Here is a 12,544-nt window from a genome sequence, read left to right as displayed (position 1 = left end):
CTGTTAAGATCAGAATCCTTGAGCATAAACGGCGGCTTGGTTTTGGTGTGTGTTTGGCGACTTCACCATATACCATTCCGCCGTTTTTGTTTTGGGACTCCCCGGGAATCGTCGAAGAACCTTTTTTGTTTACTGTTTCTGCAATGCCATGCGGCGCAGGAACTCCGCCATCACCTCGTGATACAGGGTTTCACCGAGGAACTTGTCCTCGACGCCGGCATCGATGCTCGGGTTGTCGTTCACCTCGATCACCACGACACGCTTGCCGTCCTGCTTCAGGTCGACGCCATACAGGCCATCGCCGATCAAGCGGGAGGCCTTGAGGGCGGCATCCAGCACCTGGCGCGGCACCTCGTAGGTCGGCAGAGTGTCGAAGTCACCTGACGCCACCTGGCCGCCCTCCTTGTGGTGGTAGATCTGCCAATGGTCACGCACCATGTAATAGCGGCAGGCGTACAGCGGCTTGTTGTTGAGGATGCCGATCCGCCAGTCGTGCTCGGTATAGAGATACTCCTGGGCGATGATCAGCGCCGACTTCTGCATCAGCTGACGCAGTTCGAACTCCAGCTGCTCGCGGTCGTTGACCTTGACCACCCCACGCGAGAAGGAACCGTCCGGCACCTTCAGCACCATCGGAAAGCCGAACGCCTGGCACAGCTCATCCATCTCGGCACGGTCGCCCCGGCTGACGATCCGGGTGTTCGGCGTCGGTACGTTATGGGTGCGCAACAATTCGGCCAGGTAGACCTTGTTGGTGCAGCGCAGGATCGAGGTCGGATCATCCATCACCACCAGCCCCTCGGCTTCCGCCTTGCGGGCGAACCTGTAAGTATGGTGGTCGATCGAAGTGGTTTCGCGGATGAACAGGCCGTCATATTCGGGCAGCCGGTTGTAATCCCGCTTGCCGATCAGCTCGACATTGATACCCAGCTGATTACCCGCCTTGATAAACCGTTTCAGCGCCGTCTTGTCGCTTGGCGGCATCTCTTCCTGCGAATCCGCCAGCATCGCCAATTCGTAGCGGTAACGGCGCTTGTAGCGTGGCTTACGCCAGATTTTGCTGCTGAACCGCTCCAGCGCATGGGCGAACAGCTCCTGTTCGGCTTCGGCGCTGATATCGCGCACCGCCACCTGTTGGATCTTCTCGACATGCCACTCGCGGCCGTGATGCAGCTGCACCTCCAGCACCGGACAGGCGAACCGCTCGAATAGCTGTTTACCGAGCTCCTTCAGTTCCGGCAGCAGGGTTTCACCAAAAAACACCCGGAAACGCAGGGTCGCCTCATCATCGCTGTCGCTCAGCGCCGAACCGGCAAGCTTGTCCAGCGCCCGCTTGGTGTCGCCCAGCTCCAGGCTGTACAGCGACTTGCGGCGCAGGTCGTTCAATACCTGCACCGTCGGAATTACGTGGTGGCCGCGCCCTTCCGCCAGCAGCGAACAGTAGTAGGCGCGCCCCAGCGCGCGGGTATTGCGGCAACAGTTGATCACCCGCACACGGTCGCCGCCGGGCCGGGCGGCCAGGTTCAGATAGGTTTCAAAAGAGATGACGTCGTCACTGGGATAATAGGGTTTCCAGTCGGCAAAATCGTCGACAACGACATAGAACGATGACACGGCGGCAGCTACCTTCCATGAGTTGAGAAAGGCTGCAGTATGCGCCTGCTCGTGCGGCCGCAGAAGCTCTGACCAGGCCGATTTACGATGATATTTTTTCACCGATACGATAAGGAGTTATCACAGCACCATGGGATACTCGCCGGGTTATGCTGTCTGATATTATTTGTTATCTCAGTCTGGAATCCGCCCCTTGAGCCCGCTTTCCTACCGCCCCGCCCAGAGTTCCGATGTCGATCGCCTTGTCGCACTGGAAAACCTCTGCTTCGATAACGACCGTCTTTCGCGCCGCAGCTTCCAGCGGCTGGTCAAGCAGCAGCACAGCCTGATATTGCTGGCAGAACAGGATCAGCAGAATGAGCGGGAAAAACGGGTGCTCGGTTACATCCTGATCCTCTACCGGAGCAACACCAGTCTGGCGCGGCTCTATTCACTGGCGGTCGATCCGCAGGCGCGTGGCCTGGGCATTGCCGCCGAACTGATCCATCGGGCGGAGCAGTTCGCCGAGCAGCATGGCTGCGCCTTCATGCGGTTGGAGGTGGCCGTCGACAACCAGCCGGCTATCTCCCTTTACCATCGGCTCGGCTATCACCAGATCCAGCAGCTACCCGGCTATTACGAAAACGACAGCGACGGCCTGCGGATGGAGAAGAGTATCCGCCAGCGCCATCGGCGGCCGGTCCATACCCGGCTCTATATGCAGACCACGCCCTTTACCTGCGGCCCGGCCAGTCTGCTGATGGCGCTGCACCATCTGGACCCCGGTCGCCCGATGACCCGCCGCGAGGAGCTGCAGATCTGGCGCGAGTCGACCACCATCTTCATGACCGCCGGCCACGGCGGCTGCTCACCGCAAGGTCTGGCGCTGAGTGCCTGGCGGCGCAACCTGCAGGTGGAGGTCTATCTGAACCAGACCGACGTGCCGTTTCTGGACAGCGTGCGCGATCCGGAAAAGAAAGCGGTGATCGAACTGGTGCATGAGGATCTCAGCGATCAGTTGCGCGAAACCGACGTAAAGATGCATTACCAGGACTTGGCTATCGACCAGCTGCGTGATTTGTTGCAGCAAGGCGCAGTGCTGATCTGTCTGATCAGTACCTGGCGATTGAACCGCAACAAGGCGCCGCACTGGGTGCTGGTCACCGCCGCCGACGAGCGCTTCATCTACCTGACCGATCCGGAGCTGGAGCACGACCCCTGGCTGACCGAAACCGACTACCTGGATGTACCCATCGAATTCGACGAGTTCGCCCGAATGGCCGCGTTCGGCCGCCGCCGGCTGCGTTGCTCGCTGGTGTTACGGCCGCGGGATGGGATATCAGCAAATAAGCAGTAACAAACCGTTCGCCCAGGCTGGGGGAGCGCTTTGCGGATTTGCAATCCTTCTGCCAGAAAACCGCCTACGGCGGCGGCGCCCCGGGTGACGCCCTACAGAGTTTCGTAGCAGCCCGCTCCGCGGGCGACGCTTTTGGATTCTTTGAATATCACAGACAATAGGCGGTGGCGTCTTAGGTAACGCCCGACAATGGCGACAGCAATTACAAGCCGATCGCCCGTCCCCGCCATTCAATGTCATCAAGGCTGGCCAGCAGCAACATCGGCCCGGTATTCTCGGCGGCCACCAGCAACTCGCCACGCGGATTCCAGATTGCACTGCGGCCGGCCGAACTCCAGCCGCCGGTCGGTCCGCCATGGTTGGCCATCGCCACCAGCATCCGGTGATCGGCGGCATAGCGCTGCAGTTGTGTGCTGTCGGCGGCATAGCCGCGCTCGGAGAACAGCACGCCGGCGCTGTACAAGGTGGCTCCCGCCTCGGCAGCCCGTGCGGCATGCTCGGGCCGGTTGGTGTCGGCGCAGATCGCCAGTGCCAACCGCTGATCGCCCAGATTCAGCAACAGGTCGGCCGCGCCCGGCTGAAAATGGAGACACTCGTCGCCATGCAGGTACTGCTTGGCATAGTGCAGCAACGTGCCATCCGGCATAAATGCCAAAGTTGCCAACTGCGGTTTGCCACCGACCACCGTCAGCGGCACGCCGACCAGCACCGCGATGCCAAGGCGCGTTGCCTGCTCGCGCAACGGCGCCAATACCGGTTCGTCACCGGTCAACGCCATCTCGGCGGCAATATCCAGCTCGTAGCCGGTCAGTGACAGCTCCGGAAACTGGACAAACTGCGCGCCCTGCTCCGCCGCCAATTCGACGAACGACAGATGATGGGCGACATTTCCGGCGATATCGCCCCGCTCTGACTGCGACTGGGCGATCGCAAGGGTAAAGCTGGCCATGTTCGGTCCTCGGTGATGGCGAATTCAGCGGGTTGCAAACTCGACCAGGGCATCACCGGCCAGCCGGTAGCCGACCCATTCGTCCTGCGGGCGGGCGCCAATCGAACGGTAGAACTGGATCGCCGGTTCGTTCCAATCCAGCACGCTCCATTCGAAGCGGCCGCAACCGCGCTCGACGGCGATCTGCGCCAGATGCTTCAGCAAGGCCTTGCCGGCGCCGGTACCGCGATGTTTCGGCGAAATATAGAGGTCTTCCAGATAGAGACCGTGCTTGCCCAGCCAGGTGGAGTAATTGAAGAAATAGACTGCATAGCCCACCGGCTCGCCGGCGATCTGACAGATTAGCGCCCGGGTGGTGGACTGCTCGCCAAACAGCGAGGCGCGGATCTCCTCGACACTGGCCTTGACCTCATGCTCGGCCTTTTCGTAGATCGCCAGCTCGACGATATATTGGTGGATCAGCGCGGCATCGTCCGCGGTGGCCGGGCGAATGGTTACATCCTGCACGTACAGCTCCTGCTTTCAGTTCTTGTGATGGCTTGCCGGCATCGTCCGCGTATCTTTCATCACGCGTGAAGATGGCTATAAAAACGGATTCAAGGCCACCTCCCAGTAGAACCCGTCCGGGTCGCGGAAGTAGCCGGAGTAGCCGCCCCAAAACACCTTCTGGCCCGGCTTGACCAGATCGGCGCCGGCGGCGACCGCTTCCGCCAACGTGGCGTCGACGGCTTCGGGAGATTCTACATTGTGGGCCAGGGCAATGCCCGCAAAACCCCGGCCGTCGTCGTCGATGGTGATATCCTCGGCCAGTTTGTCGCGCGGATAGAGTGCCAACATGGTGCTGCCGGTTGCAAAAAACGCCACCCCTGCCGGGCTGTCCTTCAGCGGCAGACCCAACCCCTTGGCGTAAAATTCGATCGCCCGGTCGAGGTCTGCCACCCCCAGGGTGATCAGCGTGATATGGGGTTTCATCAGTTACCCTCCCCGGCTGGCGTGGCTGCTGACGGCGGGCTTCCTTTCTCGACCGGGTAACCGGCCAGCCGCCACTGCTGGAAACCACCGTCCAACGCGACCGCCCGGCCATAGCCGATACGGCGCATCATCGCGGTTGCCAGGGTAGAGATCTTGCCCTGCTCGCAGTACACCAGGATCCGCTGGGTCGGGTCCGGCAAGGCACCGTCTACGCGCAACTCCAACTGACCACGGGGAATATGGGTTGCCCCGGGGATGTGGCTCTTTTCGAACGCATCGCGCTCACGCACATCCAGCACCAGCAGGCTATCGTCACCGCCGCTGACCCGCCGGTACACCTCGTCGATCGACATGAACGAGATCCGGTCGGCCGCCTCGGCGATCAGCTGATCGATCGAATCGCCGCCGCTGCAGTTGATCCGCAACGCCTCGGTCAGGTGGGTCGGTGCCTTCATATTCAGATTGTTCATCTGCGCAATGAAGGCCTCCCGGTCTTTCACCTGCAGGCGGGGATTATTGGCCAGCTCGTAGGCCAGCGTGGAGTGTTCCTGCGCGTGGTAGTCGTGAGCCGGGTAGACCCGGGTTGCCGGCGGCAGCTTGAGCAGCGTGTTGAACAGGCTGTCATAGAGCTGCGCCGGATCGCCGGTCGGCAGGTCGGTCCGGCCGGTGGAGCCGATCAGCAGAGTATCGCCGGTCAGCACCCGATCCTCCAATTGCAGGCAGATCGAGTCGGCGGTATGGCCCGGCGTGTAAAGCACCTTAAGACGCAGGTCGCCGACGATTATACTTTCGCCGTCGTCGACCTGGATCTGCACGAACGGAGTCGGGCTTTTTCGATGCATGATCACCGGCAGATCGAGTTTTCGGGACAGCGTATGGCTGGCGGAGAAGTGATCGGCATGAGTATGGGTGTCGAGCAGATAGCGCAACTGCAGGCCATGCCGGCCGACACTGGCCAGGTAGCGGTCCACCAAGCTGACTTCCGGATCGACCAGGATTGCCACGCACTGCTGCTCACAGCCGATCAGGTAGGATAGGCAACCGCCGGCGCGGAACTGTTCAAAGATCATCCTGCACACCTCTCTCAGGCGCTTCGATACTGCTCTTAGCTTAGTTGCAGCCCGGTTGCTTTTCTCAGGGTCTGAAGGCATAAAGCACCCACAGCTCGATCTCGTCAACGCAGGCCCTTGTAGGGCGTATTTTAGTGCACCACTGTCGCAGCCGGTTGCGGAGCCCTGCGGGCTCCTGGCCGACTAAAGTCAGTCCTACCCCCCCCTCTGGGCGAAATATTTAGATGGCCGTTTCCGGCGAGCCGATCGACCAGCAGCGCGCTAGCATAGCAACCGAGTAAATCTGACCGATGGATAAACAACGATGAATAGCGCCGACCTGCGTGACCTGATACTGCTGGCCGCCCTTTGGGGTGGGTCCTTCCTGTTCATGCGGGTTGCGGTACCGGCATTCGGGGCGATACCGCTGATCGAGCTGCGGGTGTTGTTTGCCACGCTGGTATTGCTGCCGTTGCTGCTGCGCAGTGGCCAGTTGGCTGGCTTGCGCAGCTATGCGCGACCGATGCTGGTGGTCGGCCTGATCAACTCGGCACTGCCCTTCTGCCTGTTCGCTTATGCGATGCTGGATCTGACCTCCGGAGTCACCGCCATCATCAACGCCACCGCGCCGTTGTTCGGCGCGCTGATCGCCAGCCTGTTACGCGTCGAACGGCTGACCGCCGCACGCTGTTGCGGGCTGTTTCTGGGTTTTGCCGGGGTGGTCGGCTTAATCGCCAGCCAGGGCAGGCTCAATTTCGACGGCGGCGGCCTGCCGGTGCTGGCGGCACTGGGCGGTGCAATGTGCTACGGAATAGCGGCCAACTACAGCAGCCGTAAACTGGCCGGCGTGGCGCCGCTGGTGATCGCCGCCGGCAGTCAATTGGCGGCGACCGCGCTGTTGCTGCCGCTGGCGCTGTACAGTTGGCCTACGGTGCTGCCGTCGGCCGGCGACTGGGCCAGCGTGCTGGTGCTGGGCGTGGCCTGTACAGGATTTGCCTACCTGCTCTACTTCCGACTGATCAACAACCTGGGGGCAACCGGTGGTGTCAGTGTCACCTTTCTGATACCCGCTTTTGCGATGGGCTGGGGCGCCCTGCTGATCGATGAGCCGATAACACCGGCCATGCTGGCCTGCTGCGGCCTGATTCTGCTGGGCACCGCCTTGAGCATCGGCATACTGCGGCCGGGTTTTCTTCGGCTCCGTCGAACCGTCGAACCGTCGCTACGACAACAGTGACCTCCAGTAACGAAGGCAAACGGACCGGGTACCGTTGATCAGCAGGACTTCCATCGCCTTGGCGATCGCCTGACGAGCATCGGCGGCCCCTAGCAGCTAGCCGGCCCGCCGACACTTTCCTTCAGCAACGTCTTGACGAGATGGACTACCCCTCGGGTTCAAGGGGAATGGCCATCGCCTCTTTTTCCGAAATGAGCTGTTCACACCAGACCGGTTCCGCGATCTGGATATCGGCGACCAGATCCCGGTAGCTCTCCGCTGCCACCGCCTCCACCGGTGCTGGCGCATCCATTCCCCTCGCCAACATCTCCTGCAACCGTGCCTTGGCCTCCTCGCTGCTATGGGCATGGATGGATATGGTGACTGAAAAAATTGCCATCGGCGCCCGCCGATTGCCACTGTTCTGAGCCATTGCTGCTGCCTCCCGGTTTTGACGCTTTTATACGTTTACAGTCAGCAATATAGATGCCATGCCCGAGCCTTGACCTGGAATCAAGCGACTAGCATTCAAGAAAGGTTTGGCGAACCTAAGCTCGCGAGAAATATGTAAATCGGGTGAAACAATCGGCACAGCCGCAAGGCCGCGCCGGCTGGGGAAAACCTGATTAAGACAGGCTAGCAGACCAATGCCGCTTCGGCCCTGTCGACGCTTTCGGAGGCGCGGCTCCAGAGCGCACGCATATGGCTGATCGGCATGCTACCGCGATGTTGCAGGTTCATCCGGCCATCGTTGAACAATCGCGGGTCCATGGTGACCAGATCGGAATCGATGATTGGCCGGAACTCCATCTGGTCGAGGATATCGCGCTGCAGGTCGATGCCGGGCGCAATCTCGATCAGTTTCAGGCCGCGCTCGGTCAACCGGAACACCGCCCGTTCGGTGATGAAAGTCACCCGCTGCTGCCGGCTCAGTGCATACTGGCCATTGAAGGTGATCTGCTGGACCGCCTTGCGGAACTTCTTCACCGGGCCGTTGCTGATCACGTTCAGCTGACCATTGTGCAGCTCCAACTGCTGCGCACCGGAGGTGAAGGTGCCAAGGAAATACAGGTCGGCCGTATTCTGGCTGATATTGATGAAGCCGCCGGCACCGGCCAGTTTGTTGCCGAACCGACTGACGTTGACGTGCCCCTCGGCACAGGTTTCCGCCAGGCCGAGAAACGCCTGATCCAGTCCACCGCCATCATAGAAATCGAACTGGGCCGGCTGATCGATAATCGCATCCGCATTGCTGACCGCACCGAAGCTGAGTCCGCCGGCCGGCTGACCGCCGATGCCGCCCGGCTCCACCGTCAGGGTGAAATCATCGAGCCGGTTCTCCTCGGCAGCGACTGCCGAGATCACCTCCGGCATGCCGATCCCCAAATTGACCACCGCCCCGGAACGCAGCTCCATCAGCGCCCGACGGCCGATCACTTTACGGGCGCACAGCGGCGATGTCTGGACCGGGGATTCCACCGGCGGCAGCCGGATCTCGCCACTGTAGGCAGGATTGTAGGGCTCGGCGAAAGTTTGCGGATGATCCTCGGCCGGCGCCTGGACCACGTAGTCGACCAGGATACCGGGGATCCGCACCCGGTCCGGCGGCAGCAACTGCTGTTCGGTAATCCGCTCGACCTGCACCATGACCTTACCGCCGCTATTGCGTACCGCCTGGGCGATCGCCAATGTCTCCAGCGGCAACGCTTCGCGCTCCATCGAGATGTTGCCGTCCCGGTCGGCGGTGGTGCCACGGAGCAGTGCTATATCAATCGGGAACGCCTTGTAGAACAGGTAATCCTCGCCCATCAGCTGGATCCGCTCGACCAGATCGTCACCGCTGATGGCGTTGATCTTGCCCCCCTCCAGCTGCGGATCGACGAAGGTGTTGAGGCCGACACGGGTCAGGGTGCCGGGTTTACCGGCGGCGATGTCGCGGAACAGGTGGCAGATCACCCCCTGCGGCAGGTTGTAGGCTTCGATCTTATCGGCCAGTGCCAGCTCGCCCAGCTTCGGAGCCAGCCCCCAGTGCCCGCCCACCACGCGTTTGATTAGGCCTTCGTGGCCGAAATGGTTCAGGCCACGCTGCTGGCCGTCGCCCTGACCGGCGGCATACACCAGCGACAGGTTGCGCGGCTGGCGTTGATTGAGGAAACGTTGTTCGATCGCCTTGGCGAGGATTTCGGCAAAACCGATGCCGATAAAGCCGCCGGTGGCGACAGTGGCTCCATCTGGAATCAGACTGGCGGCATCCTCTGCGCTGATGAATTGGCTCATACTCCGCTCCCTGTTGTTTTTATTTGACCAGCACTGAGATACCAGCAAAGACCAAGCCAGAAGATATATCCATAATTATTTCAAATACTTATAACAAAGCATTCGAGATCTGCATAGCGCTAACCGTCTGAATAGTCAGACATTAGTGTCTAGCTGTCCGGCACTATCAGGACAACTGTCAGGACAGCTGGTATCGCTTCAACCGTTCGTACAATGTAGCACGCGAGATACCCAGTTGGCGGGCGGCACGACTTTTGTTGCCGGCACAGCTGTCGATCGCCTGCTGCAACGTACGGCACTCCGCCTGCCAGCGGCTCTCCGCCAAGCTGGACTGCCCTGCCGGCGTTTGGCCTAGCGGCTGAGCCGGCAGGTCGTCGTACGCGCCCAGGTCGACCGGCTCGATCCGCTCACCCTCCGCCATGACACAGGCCCGCTCCAACCGGTTGTGCAGCTCGCGCACGTTACCCGGCCAGGGGTATTGCTGTAGCCAGTGCAACGCCTGCTCACTCAGCGCCAGCGACGGCAGCTGGGCCTGCTGTTGAATCCGGTTCAGCAGGTGATGGCTGATCAGTGAAATGTCCTCTTTGCGGTCGCGCAGCGGCGGCAGGCGGATCGGCAACACGTTGAGCCGGTAGTAAAGGTCGGCGCGGAACTCCTTGCGCGCCACCCGCTCCTTAAGATCCACCGCGGTGGCGGCGATTACCCTCACATCCACCTTTTCCAGCCGGTTGGAGCCGAGCGCCTCCACCTCCCGTTCCTGCAACACCCGCAGCAGCTTGGCCTGCATGGTCAGCGGCATCTCGGCGATCTCGTCGAGGAACAGGGTGCCGCCGTTGGCCAGCTGCACCTTTCCCTGCCGGCCCCGCTTGTCGATGCCGGTATAGGCGCCGGGGGCCGCTCCGAACAGCTCCGCCTCCACCAGCGATTCCGGCAGCGCCGCCATATTGATACCGACGAACGGCCCCTGGCAGCGCGGCGAGGCGTTATGAATGCCCTGCGCCAGCAGCTCCTTGCCGGTGCCGGTCTCGCCCAGCAGCAGCAGCGTGGTGTCCAGCTGGGCGGCGCGCAACGCCTGCCGGCGCAGCTGTTTCAGCACCTCCGATTCACCGATCAGGTCATCCAGCGCGTACTTGCTGGAGCGGATCAGATTGTGGCTCTCCAGCTGCTGACGTAGCCGGGCGAACTTGTCGAACAGTGGCTGCAGGCTGTCCAGCTCCTGATAGAACACCAGGCCGATGGCACCGATCACCTCGCCCTGCTCATCCCGCAGCGGCATCCGATTGACCAGGCACCAGCGTTCGTTCAGCTGCATCAGGTCGGCGAACATCGGCTTGCCGCTGCGTACCACCCGCGGCAACTGGCTGGTCGGCAGCAGCTCCTCGACCGGCCGGCCCAATACCGCCGCGTCAGGCGACACGCTAAGCAACTGGCGGTAGGCATCGCTGATCCAGGCAACCTTACAGCGGCTGTCGATGACGATCGCCCCCTGGCAGGCGCCGGACAACAGTTCGAAAAGCCGACGTCCGTCGGGAGTATTTTCTAGAATCCGATGCAGTGCATCCGTATGAATCTCGCTCATAGCAGCAGTGTGCCAGAATGACTGCATCGCTGCAGCATCGGAGATGCGGCACTGCTACGCCATAACGAGTAGAATGGCGCCCCTTTTTCAAGGATTGCTAATGACCGTCGAAACACTGTTGCCGTTTATGGCGATCATCGCGCTCGGCACCTATGTGCAGACCGTTACCGGCTTCGCACTAGGGATGATCGTACTGGGTGGAGTCACTGGCTTCGGGCTGGCACCGGTCGCCTTCACCACCGTGGTAATCAGCCTGGTCAGCCTGGCCAATGGCGTGCTGGTGCTGAAAGGCAATCTGAGTGCCATCGACAAACGCGCGGTGGTTGCCGCCCTGGCCGGCTTGGTGCCGGCACTGGTGTTCGGCGTCTGGTTGCTGGATTATCTGAGCGAATCATTCGCCCGTACACTGCAGCTGCTGTTGGGCGCGACGATCGTCTGTGGTGGCCTGTTCATCATGCTGAAACCCGAACCGCTCAAGCAGCGTTCAGGCGCCGTGGCATTCAGCGCTGCGGGCGCTGCGGCAGGCGTGATCGGCGGCCTGTTCTCGATTGCCGGACCGCCGCTGGTTTACCAGTTCTACCGCCAACCGCTGGAGCTGCGTACCATCCGCCTCTGCCTATTGTCGATCTTCCTGATCACCAGCATCGGTCGCACGGCACTGATCGGTCTGCAGGACGGCTTGAACCTGGAGATCTTTCTCTACACTGCGCTGGCCCTGCCGGTGGTGGCACTGTTCACCTGGATCGGCAAACAATATCCGCCACCGGTCAGTGAACTCTGGCTACGGCGATTCGCTTTCGCGCTGCTGATCCTGATCGGCACCAGCCTGCTGATCACGGCCTGAGCATTCACCGGCTGGCGAATGCCGCTGAACCACCCTAAGGTGGTAACGTCCTTCCATTCAGGAACCGCCTATGACTCCACCGGATAAAATCCCGGCCCGACCACTGGCCGTACCCTGGCTGATCTGCTTCCTGGCAGTACTGGTCTGGTCGGCAATTGCCCCCAAAGACCGGTTGATCTGGTGGCTCGAGGCTGCACCGGCACTGGCGGCAGCAGTCGCGCTACTGGTCACCTGGCGCAGCTTTCCGCTGACCCGGCTGGTCTATCAGTTGATCCTGCTGCACGCCATCGTGCTGATGGTAGGCGCCCATTACACCTACGCCGAGGTGCCGGTGTTCGATTACCTGAAAGCCACAGTGGGATTCGAACGCAACAATTACGACAAGCTGGGCCACTTTCTGCAGGGGTTCGTACCGGCGCTTGTCGCCCGCGAGATCCTACTGCGCAAAGCGGTGATCAAGGGCACAAGCTGGCGCAACTTCCTGATCGTCTGTTTCTGCCTGGCGCTCAGCGCCTTCTACGAACTGATCGAATGGTGGGTGGCGCTGTTAAGCCAGCAGGCCGGCGACAGTTTTCTGGGAACCCAGGGTTACATCTGGGATACCCAGTCCGACATGGCCTTCGCATTGAGCGGTGCGATCCTCGCATTACTGCTGCTGGGTCGGCTACATGACCGCCAACTGGCGCAACTGAGGTCGCGCTAACGGTG

At 61.3% G+C, this 12,544-nt stretch carries 12 protein-coding genes; 4 read left to right on the top strand and 8 right to left on the bottom strand.

The window, feature by feature from the left end; translation table 11 throughout:
• Positions 1–129 precede the first annotated feature (129 nt).
• Positions 130–1,614, bottom strand: coding sequence for a RimK family protein (locus tag K6T12_RS12780; protein WP_222223099.1), 1,485 nt, complete (start codon positions 1,612–1,614; stop codon positions 130–132).
• Between the two features lie 193 nt (positions 1,615–1,807).
• Here K6T12_RS12780 and K6T12_RS12775 point away from each other — a divergent pair, with 193 nt between their 5' ends.
• Complete coding sequence (locus K6T12_RS12775) at positions 1,808–2,950, top strand: GNAT family N-acetyltransferase/peptidase C39 family protein (protein WP_222223097.1); 1,143 nt, start codon at positions 1,808–1,810, stop codon at positions 2,948–2,950.
• Between the two features lie 202 nt (positions 2,951–3,152).
• Here the strand turns inward: K6T12_RS12775 and K6T12_RS12770 are convergent, their stop codons facing one another.
• The 4 genes from K6T12_RS12770 to K6T12_RS12755 all read right to left on the bottom strand — a co-directional run bounded on the left by K6T12_RS12770 (position 3,153) and on the right by K6T12_RS12755 (position 5,941).
• Positions 3,153–3,899, bottom strand: a complete 747-nt coding sequence (locus K6T12_RS12770; RefSeq protein WP_222223095.1) for a carbon-nitrogen hydrolase family protein — start codon at positions 3,897–3,899, stop codon at positions 3,153–3,155.
• A 24-nt stretch (positions 3,900–3,923) separates the two neighbouring features.
• Positions 3,924–4,406: a GNAT family N-acetyltransferase gene (locus K6T12_RS12765; RefSeq protein ID WP_222223093.1), complete on the bottom strand. Its 483-nt coding sequence runs from the start codon at positions 4,404–4,406 to the stop codon at positions 3,924–3,926.
• Between the two features lie 75 nt (positions 4,407–4,481).
• Positions 4,482–4,871 carry a VOC family protein gene (locus K6T12_RS12760; protein WP_222223092.1) on the bottom strand — a complete coding sequence of 130 codons (390 nt, stop codon included), beginning with the start codon at positions 4,869–4,871 and terminating at the stop codon, positions 4,482–4,484.
• Positions 4,871–5,941 carry an MBL fold metallo-hydrolase gene (locus tag K6T12_RS12755; protein WP_222223090.1) on the bottom strand — a complete coding sequence of 357 codons (1,071 nt, stop codon included), beginning with the start codon at positions 5,939–5,941 and terminating at the stop codon, positions 4,871–4,873. Before K6T12_RS12755 ends, K6T12_RS12760 begins: the two co-directional genes overlap by 1 nt.
• Before the next feature lie 304 nt (positions 5,942–6,245).
• Here K6T12_RS12755 and K6T12_RS12750 point away from each other — a divergent pair, with 304 nt between their 5' ends.
• Positions 6,246–7,157, top strand: coding sequence for a DMT family transporter (locus K6T12_RS12750; protein ID WP_222223088.1), 912 nt, complete (start codon positions 6,246–6,248; stop codon positions 7,155–7,157).
• Positions 7,158–7,302: 145 nt separating this feature from the next.
• Here the strand turns inward: K6T12_RS12750 and K6T12_RS12745 are convergent, their stop codons facing one another.
• From K6T12_RS12745 to K6T12_RS12735, 3 genes are all read right to left on the bottom strand, one after another.
• Positions 7,303–7,569, bottom strand: coding sequence for a hypothetical protein (locus K6T12_RS12745; RefSeq protein WP_222223086.1), 267 nt, complete (start codon positions 7,567–7,569; stop codon positions 7,303–7,305).
• A gap of 203 nt (positions 7,570–7,772) precedes the next feature.
• Entirely contained in the window at positions 7,773–9,413 is a 1,641-nt protein-coding gene (locus K6T12_RS12740; protein WP_222223084.1) for an acyl CoA:acetate/3-ketoacid CoA transferase, read from the bottom strand.
• Positions 9,414–9,591: 178 nt separating this feature from the next.
• A complete protein-coding gene (locus K6T12_RS12735; protein WP_222223082.1) occupies positions 9,592–10,992 on the bottom strand; it encodes a sigma-54 interaction domain-containing protein in 1,401 nt (466 codons plus the stop codon).
• Between the two features lie 100 nt (positions 10,993–11,092).
• On the opposite strand from K6T12_RS12735, the gene K6T12_RS12730 reads away from it, so the two are divergent.
• Positions 11,093–11,836 carry a TSUP family transporter gene (locus K6T12_RS12730; protein WP_222223080.1) on the top strand — a complete coding sequence of 248 codons (744 nt, stop codon included), beginning with the start codon at positions 11,093–11,095 and terminating at the stop codon, positions 11,834–11,836.
• 70 nt (positions 11,837–11,906) lie between these two features.
• Entirely contained in the window at positions 11,907–12,539 is a 633-nt protein-coding gene (locus K6T12_RS12725) for a DUF2238 domain-containing protein (protein ID WP_222223078.1), read from the top strand.
• Positions 12,540–12,544 lie beyond the last annotated feature (5 nt).

Origin of the sequence: Marinobacterium arenosum (assembly GCF_019795155.1) — a bacterium.
In the GTDB taxonomy this organism is placed as follows: Bacteria; Pseudomonadota; Gammaproteobacteria; order Pseudomonadales; family Balneatricaceae; genus Marinobacterium_C; species Marinobacterium_C arenosum.
The sequence above is the reverse complement of the archived record's forward strand: the minus strand, read 5'-3'. Positions and strand labels throughout refer to the sequence as shown.